The 16498-nt window shown below is 71.8% G+C and carries 14 protein-coding genes; 5 read left to right on the forward strand and 9 right to left on the reverse strand.

The features are described 5' to 3' along the window. Window positions 1-250 precede the first annotated feature (250 nt). Window positions 251-1015, forward strand: coding sequence for an SDR family oxidoreductase (locus tag AC1DW8_RS09175; RefSeq protein ID WP_478093462.1), 765 nt, complete (start codon window positions 251-253; stop codon window positions 1013-1015). Window positions 1016-1084: 69 nt separating this feature from the next. On the opposite strand, the gene ilvC is transcribed toward AC1DW8_RS09175, so the two are convergent. The 3 genes from ilvC to AC1DW8_RS09190 all read right to left on the reverse strand — a co-directional run bounded on the left by ilvC (window position 1085) and on the right by AC1DW8_RS09190 (window position 4576). Next, entirely contained in the window at window positions 1085-2113 is a 1029-nt protein-coding gene (gene ilvC, locus AC1DW8_RS09180; protein ID WP_056770258.1) for a ketol-acid reductoisomerase, read from the reverse strand. Window positions 2114-2192: 79 nt separating this feature from the next. Then, window positions 2193-2705 (reverse strand): acetolactate synthase small subunit, encoded by a 513-nt coding sequence (ilvN, locus tag AC1DW8_RS09185; protein WP_056753659.1) that lies wholly within the window; start codon window positions 2703-2705, stop codon window positions 2193-2195. A 2-nt stretch (window positions 2706-2707) separates the two neighbouring features. Continuing rightward, window positions 2708-4576, reverse strand: a complete 1869-nt coding sequence (locus AC1DW8_RS09190) for an acetolactate synthase large subunit (RefSeq protein ID WP_478093465.1) — start codon at window positions 4574-4576, stop codon at window positions 2708-2710. Window positions 4577-4900: 324 nt separating this feature from the next. Here AC1DW8_RS09190 and AC1DW8_RS09195 point away from each other — a divergent pair, with 324 nt between their 5' ends. Beyond that, the gene (locus tag AC1DW8_RS09195; RefSeq protein WP_478093467.1) at window positions 4901-5851 is read left to right on the forward strand and encodes a GNAT family N-acetyltransferase; all 951 of its coding nucleotides are present in this window, start codon (window positions 4901-4903) and stop codon (window positions 5849-5851) included. A 9-nt stretch (window positions 5852-5860) separates the two neighbouring features. After that, the gene (locus AC1DW8_RS09200; RefSeq protein WP_478093469.1) at window positions 5861-6316 is read left to right on the forward strand and encodes an SRPBCC family protein; all 456 of its coding nucleotides are present in this window, start codon (window positions 5861-5863) and stop codon (window positions 6314-6316) included. A gap of 22 nt (window positions 6317-6338) precedes the next feature. Here AC1DW8_RS09200 and AC1DW8_RS09205 read toward each other — a convergent pair whose 3' ends face one another. Continuing rightward, window positions 6339-7157: a phytanoyl-CoA dioxygenase family protein gene (locus AC1DW8_RS09205; protein WP_478093471.1), complete on the reverse strand. Its 819-nt coding sequence runs from the start codon at window positions 7155-7157 to the stop codon at window positions 6339-6341. Window positions 7158-7284: 127 nt separating this feature from the next. On the opposite strand from AC1DW8_RS09205, the gene AC1DW8_RS09210 reads away from it, so the two are divergent. Then, a complete protein-coding gene (locus AC1DW8_RS09210) occupies window positions 7285-8121 on the forward strand; it encodes a helix-turn-helix transcriptional regulator (RefSeq protein WP_478093473.1) in 837 nt (278 codons plus the stop codon). A gap of 97 nt (window positions 8122-8218) precedes the next feature. Here the strand turns inward: AC1DW8_RS09210 and ilvD are convergent, their stop codons facing one another. The 4 genes from ilvD to AC1DW8_RS09230 all read right to left on the reverse strand — a co-directional run bounded on the left by ilvD (window position 8219) and on the right by AC1DW8_RS09230 (window position 13481). Next, window positions 8219-9919 carry a dihydroxy-acid dehydratase gene (gene ilvD / locus AC1DW8_RS09215; RefSeq protein WP_478093475.1) on the reverse strand — a complete coding sequence of 567 codons (1701 nt, stop codon included), beginning with the start codon at window positions 9917-9919 and terminating at the stop codon, window positions 8219-8221. A 79-nt stretch (window positions 9920-9998) separates the two neighbouring features. Continuing rightward, on the reverse strand, window positions 9999-10532 hold the full coding sequence (locus AC1DW8_RS09220) for a SixA phosphatase family protein (RefSeq protein ID WP_235508595.1): 534 nt from the start codon (window positions 10530-10532) through the stop codon (window positions 9999-10001). A gap of 46 nt (window positions 10533-10578) precedes the next feature. Further along, on the reverse strand, window positions 10579-12642 hold the full coding sequence (locus AC1DW8_RS09225) for a YhgE/Pip family protein (protein WP_478093478.1): 2064 nt from the start codon (window positions 12640-12642) through the stop codon (window positions 10579-10581). Beyond that, window positions 12639-13481: a hypothetical protein gene (locus AC1DW8_RS09230; protein WP_478093480.1), complete on the reverse strand. Its 843-nt coding sequence runs from the start codon at window positions 13479-13481 to the stop codon at window positions 12639-12641. The genes AC1DW8_RS09225 and AC1DW8_RS09230 overlap by 4 nt, the downstream gene beginning before the upstream one ends. A 57-nt stretch (window positions 13482-13538) precedes the next feature. Here AC1DW8_RS09230 and AC1DW8_RS09235 point away from each other — a divergent pair, with 57 nt between their 5' ends. Beyond that, window positions 13539-14159, forward strand: coding sequence for a TetR/AcrR family transcriptional regulator (locus tag AC1DW8_RS09235; RefSeq protein ID WP_056824438.1), 621 nt, complete (start codon window positions 13539-13541; stop codon window positions 14157-14159). Between the two features lie 120 nt (window positions 14160-14279). On the opposite strand, the gene AC1DW8_RS09240 is transcribed toward AC1DW8_RS09235, so the two are convergent. Beyond that, window positions 14280-16415 carry a PKD domain-containing protein gene (locus AC1DW8_RS09240; protein ID WP_478093482.1) on the reverse strand — a complete coding sequence of 712 codons (2136 nt, stop codon included), beginning with the start codon at window positions 16413-16415 and terminating at the stop codon, window positions 14280-14282. Window positions 16416-16498: the final 83 nt, after the last annotated feature.

The raw sequence follows: 16498 nt of genomic DNA on the forward strand, positions 1-16498 counted from the left end.
CCTTCCGGACGGGCGGGGCCCTACGCACGACAGGGGGCGCGGGCCGTCGGCGGCACCGCGATGTGCCGTCGGCGAGTCTAGGCCGTCGTTCGCGCAGAATCACGGGATGTAACCACAATGTGAACACGGGTCCGAGGGGTGTTCGGGGTATCAGTTCATGGAACACCGATCCCGTATGCCGGACGCTTCGACACCACGCACCACGCGCGAGGCATTGCGCCGGCACGGGCGGGCACGACAGGGTGGGGTCATGCGCATCGTCGTGACAGGTGGCGCCGGGGACCTCGGCTCGCGGGTCGTCCGCGAGGTCGTGGCCCGCGGACACCAGGCGGTGCCGGCCAGTCGGAGGACCGGCGTGGACCTGACGACCGGCGAGGGTCTCGAGGCCGTCCTGAAGGGCGCCGACGCCGTCGTCCACTGCGCCGACGACACGTCCCGCGGTGACACCGTCACGGTCTACGGGACGCGCCGGCTGGCCGATGCGGCTGCCGAGCACGGCGTGCACCTCGTGCACATCTCGATCGTCGGCATCGACGAGCACCCCTTGGCCTACTACCGCCGCAAGCTGCGCGCCGAGCAGGGCATCGAAGCTGCGGGTGGTCCCGCCTCGGTGTTGCGCGCCACCCAGTTCCATTCCCTCGCAGCGTTCTTCGCCCGCAAGCTGAGTGCCGGGCCGATCGCGGTGACCATCGGCGACATGGCCCTCCAGCCCGTCGACACGGACTTCGTGGCCACGCGCCTGGCCGACCTCGCGCTGGGAGCGCGCCCCACGGCATACGCCAGGGCGACGGACGTCGCAGGTCCCGACGTGCTCACGGTCGGTGAGGTCGCCACCCTGCTGCGTGCGCACCGGGGCGCCTCCGCCCCGAAGGTCGTGCGCCTGCCGCCCGTCGGCGGGCTCCTCAAGGCGTTCGCCGAGCGACGCAACGTCCCCTTCCCCGGTGATGCGGACACCGGCGGCCAGGCATTCGCCGCCTGGCTCGCCCTCCAGCCGCAGCGGCTCAGCGGCCGCTGACAGGTCGCGGCACGCGAACGGCCGGCATCCCCACGAACGGGACACCGGCCGCCGAGCCGTGCGGACGGGTCAGCGCGCGGCGCTGCCCTCGACGTAGTCGGAGTCGGTCTGCTTGACCCACGCCATGAGCTTGCGCAGCTCGCGGCCCGTGCCCTCGATCGGGTGCTGGGCACCCTTCTCTCGCAGCGCCTTGAACTCCGGTGCGCCGGCGTCCTGGTCGTCGATGAAGCGCTTGGCGAAGGTGCCGTTCTGGATGTCGCCGAGCACCGCCTTCATGTTCTCCTTGACGCTCGGGTCGATGACGCGCGGACCCGACACGTAGTCGCCGTACTCGGCGGTGTCGGAGACCGACCAGCGCTGCTTGGCGATGCCGCCCTCGATCATGAGGTCGACGATGAGCTTGAGCTCGTGGAGGCACTCGAAGTAGGCGACCTCGGGCTGGTAGCCCGCCTCGACGAGGGTCTCGAAGCCGTACATGACGAGCTGGCTCGCGCCACCGCACAGGACGGCCTGCTCGCCGAAGAGGTCGGTCTCGGTCTCCTCGGTGAACGTCGTCTTGATGCCGCCGGCACGCAGGCCGCCGATCGCCTTGCCGTAGGCCTTGGCGAGGTCCCAGGCGGTGCCAGACGCGTCCTGCTCGACGGCGAGGAGCACGGGGACCCCACGGCCGTCGGCGAACTCGCGGCGCACGATGTGGCCCGGTCCCTTGGGGGCGACCATGAGCACGTCGGCGTCGGCCTCGGGCTTGATGTAGCCGAAGCGGATGTTGAAGCCGTGGCCGAAGAGGAGCGCGGCGCCGTCCTTGAGGTTGGGCTGGATGTCGTTGGCGTAGACCGTCCGCTGCACCTGGTCGGGCGTGAGGATGACGACGAGGTCGGCCTCCTTGACCGCGTCGGCGACCGATGTGACCGTCAGGCCCTCGGCCTCGGCCTTGGCCTTGCTCTTGCTGCCCTCGGCGAGGCCGACGCGCACGTCGACGCCGGAGTCGCGAAGGTTGAGGGCGTGGGCGTGGCCCTGGCTGCCGTAGCCGATGACGGCGACCTTCTTGCCCTGGATGATCGACAGGTCGGCGTCGTCGTCGTAGAACATCTCGGCCATGGTGGCCTTCTCCTTCGGTTGCGGTGTGCAGTGGGTCTGGTGGTGCGGAGGGTGGAGCCCCGGCCGGGTGGAGCCGGGGTCAGGCGCTGCGCAGGCTGCGGTCGGTGATGGATCGGGAGCCGCGACCGACGGCGACCATGCCGGACTGGACGAGCTCCTTGATGCCGAACGGCTCGAGGACGTCGAGCAGGGCTCGGAGCTTGTCTGAGGTGCCGGTGGCCTCGATGACGATCGCGTCGGTCGTCACGTCGACGACCTTGGCCTTGAAGAGCTGGATCGTGTCGATGACCTGGCTGCGGGTCGCCGGGTCGGCGCGGACCTTGACGAGCAGGATCTCGCGCTGCACCGAGGCGTGCGGATCGAGCTCGACGACCTTGAGCACCTCGATGAGCTTGTTGAGCTGCTTCGTCACCTGCTCGAGCGCCGCGCCCTCGACCTCGACGACGACCGTGATGCGGGAGATGTCGGGCAGCTCGGTCGGGCCGACGGCGAGGGAGTTGATGTTGAAGCCGCGTCGGGAGAAGAGCGCCGCCACGCGGGTCAGGACGCCGGGCTTGTCCTCGACGAGGACCGACAGGGTGTGCTTGCTCATGCTCAGTCCTCCCGCTCCCAGACCGGCGCCTCGTGGCGTGCGGCCTGGATCATGTCGTTGCTGACGCCGGCCGGCACCATCGGCCACACCATGGCGTCGCGGTGCACGATGAAGTCGATGACGACCGGGCGGTCGTTGGTCTCGAGCGCCAGCTTGATGACGGCGTCGACCTCCTCGGGCGTCTCGGCCCGCAGGCCGAGGCAGCCGTACGCGTCGGCGAGCTTGACGAAGTCGGGCACCCTCTGGGTCGTCGGCTGCAGGTCGGTGTTGGAGTAGCGCTCGTTGTAGAAGAGCGTCTGCCACTGGCGGACCATGCCGAGCGAGCTGTTGTTGATGATCGCGACCTTGATCGGGATGTTGTTGATGACGCAGGTGGCGAGCTCCTGGTTCGTCATCTGGAAACAGCCGTCACCGTCGATGGCCCAGACCGTGCGCTCGGGCTCGGCGACCTTGGCGCCCATGGCTGCCGGGACCGAGAAGCCCATCGTGCCGAGGCCACCGGAGTTGATCCACGCGTTGGGGCGTTCGTACTTGACGAACTGCGCGGCCCACATCTGGTGCTGGCCGACACCCGCGACGTAGGTCGCCTCCGGTCCGGTGAGGGCCCCGATGCGCTCGATGACGTACTGCGGCGAGAGCGTGCCGTCCTCGCTGTCGGTCCAGCCGAGGGGGAAGGTCCGCTTCCAGTCGGCGACGCGCTCGCGCCACTCGGCGTAGTCCCAGGCGTCGGTGTCGTCGTCCGCCGTCGCCCGGTCGAGCGTGATCTGCTCGATGAGGTCCTTGATGACCTCGCCCACGTCACCGACGATCGGCACGTCGGCGATGCGGTTCTTGGAGATCTCGGCGGGGTCGATGTCGGCGTGGATCACCTTGGCGTGCGGGGCGAACGTCGAGAGCTGGCCGGTGACCCGGTCGTCGAAACGCGCGCCGAGCGTGATGAGCAGGTCGGACTTCTGCAGGCCCGTCACCGCGGCGACCGTGCCGTGCATGCCGGGCATGCCGAGGTTGAGCGGCTCGCTGTCGGGCACCGTGCCACGCGCCATGAGGGTCGTGACGACGGGGATGCCGGTCAGCTCGACGAGCCGGCGCAGCGCCTCGCTCGCGCGGGCTCTCACGACACCGCCCCCGACGTAGAGGACGGGCCGCTTGGCCGCAGCCATGAGGCGCGACGCCTCGCGGATCTGCTTGCCGTGCGGACGGAGCACCGGGCGGTAGCCGGGCAGGTCGATCTGCGGCGGCCAGCTGAAGGTCGTCGTCGCCTGGAGCGCGTCCTTGCTGATGTCGACGAGGACCGGACCCGGCCGGCCCGTGCTCGCGACGTGGAACGCCTCCGCGATCGCCTGCGGGATCCTCGCCGGGTCGGTCACGAGGTAGTTGTGCTTCGTGATCGGCATCGTGATGCCGCGGATGTCGGCCTCCTGGAAGGCGTCCGTGCCGATGGCGGCGCTCGCGACCTGACCGGTGATCGCGACGATGGGCACGGAGTCCATGTGCGCGTCGGCGAGCGGCGTCACGAGGTTCGTCGCGCCGGGGCCCGACGTCGCCATGCAGACGCCGACCTTGCCGGTCGCCGACGCATACCCCTCGGCCGCGTGGCCGGCACCCTGCTCGTGGCGCACGAGGATGTGACGGACCTTCTTGGAGTCGAGCATCGGGTCGTAGGCGGGCAGGATCGCGCCGCCGGGGATGCCGAAGACGGTGTCGCAGCCGATGGCCTCGAGGGAGAGTACGAGCGCCTGCGCCCCGGTGACCTCACGGGCCGGCGTGACGGGCCCGACGGGCTCGACGGGCTTGGCCTCCGCCGCGGGTCGGGGACGGGCCAGGGAGGCCACGTCGGCGGGCGAGGGCGCCTGCTTCGTCGTGTCGCTCACGATCTCTTCCTTGTCTCGAGCACTGCGTGGTGATGCCGGTTCGGGCTGACTCCAGCCACAAAAAAACCCTTCGGTCCCGCGGTGGGACGGAAGGGGGCGCGCTGACCGTTCGAGCTGGTCGGCGCGCTAGGGAAGTACGAGGAGTCGGGCCACGTGACAACCGTCCTACCAAGCCCCAGCGGTGTCAATCGACCATCTCGGGCGTCTCAACATGTGACCTCGTGATCTCACCCACTGTCACGCCGGCGGTCGGGGCGCCGGCGCTGTCCCCGGTCCGCGAAAGTCGGTTGTCGCCGGCGCGACCGGCTCGGGACACTGACCGGCATGACGAGCGCCGTGCCCCTCCAGCTGCCGCCTGCTGCGGCCCACCTCGCCGACCGACCGCTGTCGCGGGACGACGCGGCTGCCGTCACCGCCCTCATGGCGGCCTGCGAGCTGCACGACGTCGGAGAGGTGCTCATCGAGGAGGCCGACATCGTCGGCGACTGGCAGCGTCCCGCCTTCGACCTCGCCACGCAGTCCGTGGGCGTGCTCGACGGAGACCGGCTCGTCGCGTACGCGGAGGTCTACAAGGGTCGCTGGGCCGACGCGGCCGTCGCACCGACCCACCGCGGTCTGGGCCTGGGGACGGCCCTGTCTCGCTGGACGCGAGCCGTCGGCGCGCGTGACGGCGGCACCGTCGTCGGCCAGCCGGTGCCCGGCGACTCGGCCGGCGAGCGCCTCCTCTCGGCTCTCGGCTACCACACCCTCTGGACGTCGTGGGTGCTCGAGCTGCCGGCCGGGCAGGCGATCGAGCCACAGCCCGTCCCGGAGGGGTATGCCGTCCGCGAGCCGCGCGACGAGGACGACCTCCGCGCGACGTGGACGGTCAACGAGGACGCCTTCCTCGAGTGGTCCGAACGCGAGCGCTCGACCTTCGAGGAGTGGACGGCCACCGTCTCGCGACGACCGGGCTACGAACCGTGGCAGCTGCGGCTCATGGTCGACGCGTCCGACACCGTCGTCGGCATGGCCTTCGTCGTCGTGTCGAGCGGCTGCGCCTACGTCGACAAGCTCGCGGTGCGCCGCGACGAGCGCGGCAGGGGTCTGGCCAGGGCGCTGCTCGTCGACGCCTTCGAGGTCGCCCGCACGCACGGCGGCGAGCGGTCCGAGCTGTCGACCGATTCCCGCACCGGCGCCCTCGGTCTCTATGAGAAGGTCGGCATGCAGGTCACGTCGGTGTGGCGCCACTGGGCGGCCGACGTGGCACCGGACCCGGGGGCCGCACCAGCCTGAGGAGACGCCGTGGAGCAGCACACGAGCATCGACATCGACGCGCCGGTTGCCCGCGTCTGGGCCGTGATGCGCGACGTCGAGCGCTGGCCCGAGTGGACCGCGTCGGTGCGGTCGGTGACGCTGCTCGACGACGGGCTGCGGGTCGGGGCGCGGGCCCGCATCGACCAGCCGCGGATCCCGACGACGGTCTGGACCGTCACCGGCCTCACCGAGGGGCATGACTTCACGTGGGAGGCGAGCGGTCCCGGCACGTTGACGACGGGTCGCCACGGCGTCGAGGCGACGGGCCGCGGCACGTGCCGGGCGACGCTCTCGATCACCCAGTCGGGCGTGCTCGGCTCGTTCGTCGGGCGTGGTTACCGTTCGCTCACCGACCGCTACCTCGCGATGGAGGCCGCGGGTCTCAAGGCGCGCGCCGAGTCGCCGGAGCTGACGGAGTCGCCGACACCCGGCGAGAGCTCCTAGCCTCGCGGCGACGCGTCCCGGGTCAGCGGGGCAGCGCAGGGTTCGCGTCCGAGGCCGCGACGTCGCCCGGTGCGAGCCCGGGCAGCCATGAGGTGAGGTCGTTGGCCTGCGCCGAGTTGGCCGGTTCGAGCACCGTCAGTCCGTCGGCGAGCCAGATGACGGTCATGACCTCGCGCATCCGGTCCGAGGAGTTGCCGAGGGCCTTGTGCACCGTCCAGCCCGAGTGGAAGGACGCGTCGCCGGCACGCATCGCGACCGGTTCGTCGACGACGAGGCCGCGCTCCGTGAGCAGCCGGTCGAAGTGCTCCTCCGACGCGTCGGAGATGCCGATGTCGCTGAGCGGCCCGTCGACGTGGCTGCCGGAGGCGAAGGCGAGCCCGCCGTGGGCGGGGGTGATGTCGACGAGCGGCATCCACATGGTCAGGCACCGGGAGCCGTCCAGCGGCCAGTACATCGCGTCCTGGTGCCACGGCGTGTAGCCCCCGCCGGGCTCCTTGAAGAGCGCCTGGTCGTGGTAGAGCCGCACCCGCGGGACGCCGAGCAGGTGGGCCGCCACGTCGGCGAAGCGGGAGGCCATGACGAAGCGCGCGACGTCCTCGTCGTGCCGCCAGAGGTTCATCACCTGGAGGAACGCCATGCCGTAGCTGTCGCGCTCGGCGAGGGGCCGGGTCTCGGTGCTGAGGCGCTCGACGGCCGCCGCGACGGGCACGCGGTACGCCGCCACCTCCTCCTGCGTGGCCACCTGGGCCAGGCGCACGTGGCCGTTCGAGCGGTAGGTCGCGACGTCGCCGTCGGAGACGGGGTATGCCGTGGTGAGCGCGGGCAGCAGGTCGGTGGGCATGTGGTGGCTCGTCCTCCGTGGATCGTGAACGACCCGAGCGGTCGTCGCAGGTCCCAGCACACCAGTCGTGCTCGGACCCGACCCGGAACGGCGTGGTCACAGGGGAACGATCTGGTTCGATGACCTCATGGACCAGCGGCCGGCGCACGGCGAGAGCGCTCGACGCGTGCCGTCGGGCCGACTCGGCGAGGTGCTCGTGGCCGGACGCATCACCGGCGGCAGCGGCCTACCGGTGGGGACGACCCGGCGACACCCGACGTGGGGCCTGACCTTCGTCACCGCGGGCACGGGCCGCTACCGCGACGCGGGGCGCGACGAGTCCCTCGGCGCGGGCTCCCTCGTCGTCGTGCACCCCGGCCATCGGCACTGGTACGGCGCCGACCGCGACGGCTGGGACGAGGTCTTCGTCGTCTTCGACGGGGTCGCGTTCGAGCTGGCCCGGCGACGTGGTGCGCTCACGCCCGACCACCCCCTCGTGCACGGTATGCCGGTCGCCAGGTGGCGCCACCGGTTCGCGGCCTTCGGCGAGCGGACCCGCCCGACGACCGTCGCGGGCCGGGACGCCGAGGCCCTCGACCTGCTCACGGCCCTGCTCGAGGCGATCGCGACCGCAGGTGCGGGCAGGGATCCTCGCGGACCCGCTGGGCTCGGCTGGCTCGATCGGTCCCTCGAGCTGCTCGACCGCGACCTCGCCGAGTCGCTGGACCTGCCGTCCGTGGCCGCGGAGGTCGGGATGGCCTACGAGACGTGGCGCCGACGGTTCCGGTCCGAGACCGGCACGAGCCCCTACGCCCACCGCGCCTCACGACGGCTCGAGGCTGCGACCGACCTGCTCGTGCACACAGGGCTCGGCGTCCGGGACATCGCTGCGACAACCGGATTCAGCGACGAGCGGCACCTCATCCGCCGGTTCCGCGAGCACACCGGGATGACGCCCCGCGCCTTCCGCGACGCGGAACACTGAACCGGCCACACGGCATACGCCATCGACCGCCCAGCCTGGGTCGAGGTGATGGCGACACCCAGCCGGGCGTCGCCATCACCTCGAACCCGAGCGAGGGTCAGCCGCAGACGGCGCCGCGGCTGGCGCTGCCGACGAGCTTGCGGTACTTCGCGAGCACACCGCGGGTGTACTTCGGCTCGGGGTGCGTGACGCCTTCAGCTCGGCGACGCTCCATCTCGTCGTCGTCGACGAGCACGTCGAGCGTGCCGTTGGCGACGTCGAGGCGGATCGTGTCGCCGTCGTGCACGAAGGCGATGGGCCCGTCGTCGACGGCCTCGGGGGCGACGTGGCCGACGCAGAGGCCGGTCGTGCCGCCGGAGAAGCGACCGTCGGTGAGCAGGAGGACGTCCTTGCCCAGGCCCGCGCCCTTGATGGCGCCCGTGACGGCGAGCATCTCGCGCATCCCGGGACCACCCTTGGGGCCCTCGTAGCGGATGACGACGACGTCGTTCTTCTGCAGCGAGCCCTGCTCGACGGCGTCCATCGCGGCGCGCTCGCCGTCGAAGACGCGGGCGGTGCCCTCGAAGACGGACTCGTCGAAGCCGGCCGACTTCACGACGGCGCCCTCGGGCGCCAGCGAGCCGGTGAGGATCGTCAGGCCACCGGTCTTGTGGATCGGCGTCGCCATCTCGCGGATGACCCGGCCGTCGATGTGCGGCGGGTTGATGTCGTCGAGGTTCTCGGCCATCGTCTTGCCCGTCACCGTGAGGCAGTCGCCGTCGAGCAGCCCGGCCTCGAGCAGCGTCTTCATGACGACGGGGATGCCGCCGATGTGGTCGATGTCCTTCATGACGAAGCTGCCGAACGGCTTGACGTCGGCCAGGTGCGGCACCTTCGCACCGATGCGCCGGAAGTCCTCGATCGTCAGGTCCACCTCGGCCTCGTGCGCGATGGCCAGCAGGTGGAGCACGGCGTTGGTCGAGCCGCCGAAGGCCATGACGACGGCGATGGCGTTCTCGAAGGCCGGCTTCGTCATGATGTCGCGCGCGGTGATGCCCTTGCGGAGCAGCTCGACGACGGCCTCGCCCGACTTGCGGGCGTACATGTCGCGGCGCCGGTCGGTGGCGGGCGGCGCGGCCGAGCCGGGGATCGACATGCCGATGGCCTCGGCCACGGCGGCCATCGTGTTGGCGGTGTAGAAGCCGCCGCAGGCGCCCTCCCCCGGGCAGATGGCGCGCTCGATCGCGTCGACGTCCTCGAGCGACATCTTCCCGGCGTTGCACGCACCGACGGCCTCGAAGGCGTCGATGATCGTGACCTCCTTCTCGGTGCCGTCGGAGAGCTTGGCGATGCCCGGCAGGATCGTGCCGGCGTAGAGGAAGACCGACGCGAGGTCGAGACGGGCGGCAGCCATGAGCATGCCCGGGAGCGACTTGTCGCAACCCGCGAGCAGCACTGACCCGTCGAGGCGCTCGGCATTCATGACCGTCTCGACGGAGTCGGCGATGATCTCGCGGGAGACGAGGCTGAAGTGCATGCCCTCGTGGCCCATCGAGATGCCGTCGGAGACGGAGATCGTGCCGAACTCGAGCGGGTAGCCACCACCGGCGTGCACGCCGTCCTTGACCGCCTTGGCGAGCCGGTCGAGCGACAGGTTGCACGGCGTGATCTCGTTCCACGAGCTCGCGACGCCGATCTGCGGCTTGACCCAGTCGTCGTCGCCGAGGCCCACGGCCCGGAGCATCCCCCGCGCGGCGGTCTTCTCGAGACCGTCGGTGACGTCGCGGCTGCGGGGCTTGATGTCAGGCGTCTGCGTCATGCGAGCAGCATAGAACCGTGTCCGCTGGGTGGACACCGCATCTCACAGCCTGAGCCCGTGCCGACCGGGCGTCGGCCGGTCAGTCGTCGTGACCGCGGCTGACGTGGAAGCGCGCCAGCTCGCACGTGCCGAGATCGAGGTCGGCCCAGTCCCCCGCGTAGCGCAGGACCGCGAGCCCGCTCGTGACGAAGCCCTCGCCGAGGGCCTCGTGCGCCTCGCGCGAGCCCTCGCCGTCGGTGAGCAGACTCGTCAGCTGCGCCATCGTCGGGTTGTGGCCGACGACGAGGACGGTCGAGGTGTCACCGGCGTCCTCGCGCACCGTCTCGAGCGTCTGCTCGGAGCCGCCGAGGTAGACGCTGCGCCGGAACTCGACGAACTCCGTGTGCGCGCCACCGCGGCACGCCTCCTCCCACGTCTGCCGCGTGCGCTGCGCCGTCGAGCAGATGACGAGGTCGGGCACGAGGCCTTCGGCATGGAGCCACTTCCCCGCAGCCTTGGCGTCCCGTCGACCACGGGCCGCCAGCTCGCGGTCGTGGTCGACCTTGCCCGGCCCCTCCTCGGCCTTGGCGTGCCGCATGAGGATGAGGGTCTTCTCTCTCGAGGCGCTGCTCATGACTCCGAGCATGCTCCGGACCGGCCGCGTTGTCAGCCCGGACCGCTCAGAGGCTCAGCTCGGGCTTGATCCGCGACGGCGTCCACATCCGCGAGCGCCGGGCGGCGACCGTCGACACGGCGAGGGCACCGACGAGGTATGCCGCGAGCACCGCGATGCTGCCCGGCACCGGACCGAGGTCGGCGCCGTACATGAGCCGGCGGAGCCCGTCGATCGCGTACGTCATCGGGACGACGTGGTGGATGGCCTGGAGCGGCGCGGGCAACGTCTGCCAGGGGAACGTGCCGCCCGCGCTGACGAGCTGGACGACCATGAAGACGAGGCCGAGGAACTTCCCGACGGCGCCGAGCCGTGCGGCGAGGGCGTGCAGGATCGCGACGAACGTCATGGACACGAAGACGAGGAAGAGGAAGGCGAGCACCGGGTGCGCGATCCGGATGTCGACGCCCCTCCCGACGACGAGCACGAGCGCCGCGGCCTGGAGGACGCCGACGAGCGCCGGCGCGAGCCAGCCACCGACGGCCGTGCGGACTGAGCGCTGGCTCGTCGCGAGGGCACGCGTCGACAGGGGCCGGACGAAGAGGAAGAGGACGTAGGCGCCGATCCAGAGCGCGAGGCTCATGAAGAACGGCGCGAGCCCGGCACCGTACGAGCCGGCCGACGAGAGGGAGTCGGACGAGACCCCGACGGGGTTGCCGATCGTCTGGGCCATCGCCTTGCGCTGGGCGTCGGAAGGGTCGGGCACGGCGTCACGGCCCTTGACGAGACCGGCGTGCAGGTCGGTGGCGCCCTTGACGAGCGAGTCGAGGCCGGAGGCGAGGGAGGTCGCGCCCGACGAGAGCTGGTCGGCGCCGGTGGAGGCCTTCGTCGCGCCGGACGCGAGCGCGCTCGAGCCCGTCTTGAGCTGGTCGAGACCGGTGGCGAGCGCGCTCGCGCCGTCGCGGACCTGGACGGCGCCGGAGTGGGCCTGGGCGATGCCACTCGTCAGGGCCGGCGTCGCCGAGGCGAGCGTCCGGGCGCCGGTCGCGACCTGGTCGGCGCCCTTGGAGAGGCGGGTCAGGCTGCCGGAGGCCGACTGGATCGTGCTGTCGGCCGTGTCGACGTAGCCGTCGACGACGTCGAGCCGCGACTCGACGACGGCGAGCTGGGCGTCGGTGAGCCCCTGGGCGCGCAGGGCCGACAGGAAGCTCGACCGGTCGGCGGCGATCCGGCTCTTGAGCTGGGTCGACGCGGTCGCGGCCTTGGTGCCGTAGGAGGCGATGGTCCGGTTGCCGGCGGCGACCTGCTCGGCGCCGTCGGCGAGCCGCGCGGTCTGGGCCGGCAGGTTGGCGGTGCGGGACTGCAGCGTGGACAGGCCGGAGGCGAGCTGGGCGGCGCCCGCCTCGAGGCTGTCGGCGCCGGAGGCCGCCTGGCCCACACCGGTGTCGAGGCGCCTGGCCCCGGAGGCGAGGTCGTCGAGACCGGTCGCGAGGGTGCGGGCCCCGCTCGCCAGCCTCCTCGCGCCGTCGTCGGCCTTGACCGCCCCGGCCCGCAGCTGCTCGGAGCCGTCGGCGGCCTTGACGAGCTGGTCGTGGACGTCGCTGAAGCCGAGGAGCAGCTTGCTGGCCGCGGTCCGGCTCACCTCGCTCGCGACCGATGCCGTCACCTGCTTGATGACCTGGTTGCCGATGGTCGAGGTCATGTAGTTGTTGGCGTCGTTCGTCTCGAGCACGACCGTGGCCTGTCGCGGCCGGAACTCGGCGGTCGACGCCAGGTCGGCCGAGAACGTCCGGGGCAGGATGACGGCGAAGGCGTAGGTCCCGTCGTCGACACCGCGCATCGCCTCGTCGTGCGAGACCCGGTGCCAGTCGAAGGACCTCGAGTCGACGAGCTGGTCGGCGACCCGCCCGCCGACCTGCAGCTTCTCCCCCGTGCTGAGGGTGGTGCCGGTGTCGTCGCTCACGACGGCCGCCGGCACCTGCGGGAAGCCCCCGTAGGGGTCGTGGTTGGCATAGAGGTAGAGACCGCCGTAGAGGGTGGGGATGAGGACGAGGGCAGCCAGGGCGAGCCGGGCCAGGCGCGAGCTCGTGAGGCGGCGCAGCTCGGCGACCGCGAGGCGGACGGGGTTCATGCCGAGGGCTCCTTCGGGGTGGTTGCGGTGGTGTCCTGCGGGTCGGGAGCGGTCTCCGGCCCCGGCTCGGTCTCCGGCTCGGTCTCGGGCTCGGTCTCCGGCTCGGGCTCCGGCTGGGGCTCTGGCTCGGGCTCCGGCTGGGGCTCTGGCTCGGGCTGCGATGTGGAGGCCAGCGCCGGCTGCGGCGCGGGCTCGGCCTCGACCTCGTCGGGAGGCAGCGTGGATGCCAGGGCAGCCGTCGTCAGGACGATGACGGCGAAGCCCTCCCGGGCCAGCCGGTGGCAGGTCTCGAGCCAGACCGTGTGGTCCCCGCCGTGCCGCTCGGCACCGGCGAGGACGAGGACGCGTACGTGGGGGTGGAGGGCGCCGAGCTCGAGCAGCAGGCCCGTGCGCACCCCTGCGGGCAGCTGTTCCCAGGGCACCCCGGAGCGGTCGGCGAGGTCGTGCTCGGACAGGAAGGTGGCGACAGCCGAGCGGGAGGCAGGACGCTCGGCGAGGGCGAGCTCCTCCTGCACGACGGCCCGCACCGCCAGGGAGTCCTCGGGGGCCGTCACGTCAGCGACGTCGACGAGCCGCGTGCGCAGCTGCAGCTCGGCTCGCTCCGGGACCCCGCCGATGCTGACCCGCCCACGCAGCAGGGCGACCCGGCCTCCGATGGCGAGGGCGAGCGCGACCTGGGGAATGCCCGGGTCGGTCGGGACGAACGTGACGACACCCGCCGGGGCCGTGAAGCTCACGTGCTCGACGAACGGCTCGTGCGTGCCGGCGACGCTGACGTCGTCGACGACGACGGTGCGCTGGTCGGGGTCCGTGGGTCGGCCTGGGCTGGGAGTGGTCACCCGACGAGTATGCTCCGATACGAGGTTGTATTCAATTCGAGGTTGTATCCTTGGCGTATGCCGTCCGCCACAGCCCCGTCCACCGCTCCGCGCATCAGCGCGCGTCGCCAGGCCACCCGCGACCGTGTCCTCGAGGCCGCGAGCGAGGTCTTCGCCGAGCGCGGGTTCCACGGCGCCACGGTCGAGGACATCTGCGAACGCGCCGGCTTCACGCGAGGCGCCTTCTACTCCAACTTCAGCTCCAAGGACGACCTCGTCGTCGAGCTCTCCCGACGCCACTCGGAGGCGCTCGTCGACCGGATCCGCCGTGCGAGCAAACGCGAGCACGCGAGCGCCGACGAGGTGCTCCGCGACGTCTTCGCGGCGCTCGCCGACGACAGCAGAGAGCGCTGGCTCGTGCTCACGACCGAGTTCACCCTGCACGCCATCCGCGATGCCGACGCGCGACGCACCTGGGCTGCCCAGCAGCGTCGGGTCCGCGACGAGCTGGTGTCCGTCGTCGACGAGGCGGTGTCGCGCCAGGGACTCACCCTCCCGATCCCCACCGACCTCTTCGTCCGCGTCGCGATCGCGCTCGCCCAGGGCTCGATGACCCAGCGGCTCGTCGAACCGCGCTCTCTCGCGGTCGGAGAGCTCGAGCGCACCGTCCTGCCCATCCTCCTCGGCGTCGGTCGCTGACGACGGCGCGACCGAGGCGGGCGACCCGAGCCAGCACTCACGACGGTGGCCCCCTCCGCAAGGAGGGGGCCACCTCGGGGGTGGACGGCCGGGGGTATCTGCGCCCACCCCGGGGAGGGGTCAGTTCAGCCGCACGGTGAACGGGGTGGAGACACCGCCCAGCTCCGACTCGACGACGACCGTGGCGCCCTGGGTCGCGAAGGGTCCGGTGGCGGGCCGGATCGAGAACCCGCCGGCCGCGTCGACGACCGCTGATCCGATGACCGTCCCGGCGAGTCCACCCAGGTGCGCCGTGACCCGCTGTCCCGCCACGACGCTGCTCGTGCCGTCGATGCGCCACTGGCCCTTGAAGCGCGCCGTCGTCACGACGACGGTGTCGGAGGTGGGCGTCACCACCACGTCGTCCGTGGACGTGAGGGCCCCGGTGGCATCGCGCACCGTGAGCCGGAACGTCAGCGGGCCCGCGTTGCCGTCCGAGGCGTGGAAGAGCGGGAACGTGAACGTCGGTCGGGCGGACGTGGCGCCGGAGAGGGTCACCGTCGGCCTCGTGGGGCCGGCGACCTGCGCCCAGGCATAGGTCGCGGCTCCCTGTGACGCCCCACCGTCGAGGGTCACGACGGTCCCGCGCCGCACCGTCTGGTCGGACCCGGCGCTCGCGACGACGACCGTCACCGGCGGCGTGACCGTGACGGTGGCCGTGGCCCGGTCGCTCGTGCCCCCGGTCCCCGTCACGACGAGGGCTAGCTCGTAGTCGCCGGGAGCGTCAGGGGCGGTGAAGGACGCAACGGCGCTGTTCGGCGAGGTCAGGGAGATTCCTGCGGGGCTCTCCCACGCGTACGACAGGATCGTGCCGCGGGACGTGGACCCGTCGAGCGTGACGACCTGTCCCGGCTGGACCGTCTGGTCGGGTCCGGCCTGGGCCCTGACCGGAATCGGGTCCGTGGCGGGGCCGGTCACCGTCACCGGGATCGTGACGGCGCCACCGGCGGCGGAGGTGACCGTGACCGTGACGGGCGGCGCCACGAGGGGGTCGACGACCAGCGTGCCGCCGACGAGGTCACCGAGACCGACGGCGGTGAGCGTCGGGTCGGCGAACGTGTCGCTCGAGCTGGCCCCGACCGACAGCACGCGCCGGCCCGCATCGAAGACGGCGGTGCCCGACACCCGGTCGACGACGGCGATGGTCTTGCGTGACGGCGGCACATCGCCGACGTTCGAGACCTGGACTCGGCTCGGCAGCCCGTCGGCGGCGACCCGGGCGAAGTACCTCCCGTCGCCCCCGGTCAGGGCCGTGGTGGCGAAGCCGACGACGCTCGAGGCGTCGCCCACCTCGATGGCCTGCAGCTCCCCCGGCTCCGACGAGGCGAAGACGTCGACGAGCGAGGCACCCCCGGACGAGCGGGCGTAGGTCGCGGCGTCGGCCGACACGCCGGAGGTCGTCGCGACCTTCCCCTGGACGGTGAAGAGGTCCGTCTCGATGCAGTCGGCCACGGGTCCGGTCACCGTCGGGCACGCGTCGGTCGTCGCGGACGGGTTGACGCCCGGCCCCTGGATCCGGAAGACGTTCGTGCCGTAGGGGCTGCCCTTGATCCGGTGGTCGGTGATGCCGTCGCCGACGTAGGTGTCGCCCTTGAGAGCGGGGTCCGTCCGCGTGCCGAACGTGTCCCACGTCAGGAACGGCCCGATGCGGCCGCCGAGGGCGCCGGAGAAGTCGCCCGGCGCACCGATGCCGATGTCCTCGGTGTCGAAGATCAGCCCGTCGCGGTTGGCCTTGAGGGTCTTCGTCCCCACGGGTGTCGTGAACGTGTAGTCGGTGTCGTTGCGGACGTTGGTCATCTTGAGCCGCATCCGCGCGAAGACGACCTGCTCGCCGTCGACGACCGGCCCGGCGGAGAACGCTCCTTCGAGGGCCATGTCGAGGCGCGCGACGCCGGCGCTCGCCGTGTCGACCTGGGCGCCGGTCAGCGAGTAGAACGCCTCGTCGGGGTAGTTGTCAGGGAAGGCGACGGGCGCCGTCTCGTCGGGAAGGTCGCCTCGAGCGGGACAGAGCGGGTCGGCTGCGGCGACGCACAGCTCGAGCCGCAGCCCGTTCTTGTCCTTGTACCAGGTGGGGTAGCCGTTGGTCGCGCTCACGGGACCGACGGCCGCCAGGCCCGGTCCGGGCGTACCGCCGACGACGGCGGCGGATGCGCTGACACCGATGACGACCGGGAGGCCGATGACTGCGGCGAGCGCCGCTGCGGTTGGACGTCTCATGACTTGCCTTCTCACGCGTAGGTCCGGTGACGGGCGCCCGGTACGGGCGTTCCCGTCAGGCTCCGCGCGCGGCCTTGCGGAAA

Source organism: Terrabacter sp. P2_E3 (assembly GCF_056403915.1).

Bases quoted from the DNA above. Each gene is read 5' to 3' on its own strand.
- AC1DW8_RS09175 (WP_478093462.1), top strand. From the start codon at position 251: ATGCGCATCGTCGTGACAGGTGGCGCCGGGGACCTCGGCTCGCGGGTC.
- ilvC (WP_056770258.1), bottom strand. From the start codon at position 2,113: ATGGCCGAGATGTTCTACGACGACGACGCCGACCTGTCGATCATCCAG.
- ilvN (WP_056753659.1), bottom strand. From the start codon at position 2,705: ATGAGCAAGCACACCCTGTCGGTCCTCGTCGAGGACAAGCCCGGCGTC.
- AC1DW8_RS09195 (WP_478093467.1), top strand. From the start codon at position 4,901: ATGACGAGCGCCGTGCCCCTCCAGCTGCCGCCTGCTGCGGCCCACCTC.
- AC1DW8_RS09205 (WP_478093471.1), bottom strand. From the start codon at position 7,157: ATGCCCACCGACCTGCTGCCCGCGCTCACCACGGCATACCCCGTCTCC.
- AC1DW8_RS09210 (WP_478093473.1), top strand. From the start codon at position 7,285: ATGGACCAGCGGCCGGCGCACGGCGAGAGCGCTCGACGCGTGCCGTCG.
- ilvD (WP_478093475.1), bottom strand. From the start codon at position 9,919: ATGACGCAGACGCCTGACATCAAGCCCCGCAGCCGCGACGTCACCGAC.
- AC1DW8_RS09220 (WP_235508595.1), bottom strand. From the start codon at position 10,532: ATGAGCAGCGCCTCGAGAGAGAAGACCCTCATCCTCATGCGGCACGCC.
- AC1DW8_RS09225 (WP_478093478.1), bottom strand. From the start codon at position 12,642: ATGAACCCCGTCCGCCTCGCGGTCGCCGAGCTGCGCCGCCTCACGAGC.
- AC1DW8_RS09235 (WP_056824438.1), top strand. From the start codon at position 13,539: ATGCCGTCCGCCACAGCCCCGTCCACCGCTCCGCGCATCAGCGCGCGT.
- AC1DW8_RS09240 (WP_478093482.1), bottom strand. From the start codon at position 16,415: ATGAGACGTCCAACCGCAGCGGCGCTCGCCGCAGTCATCGGCCTCCCG.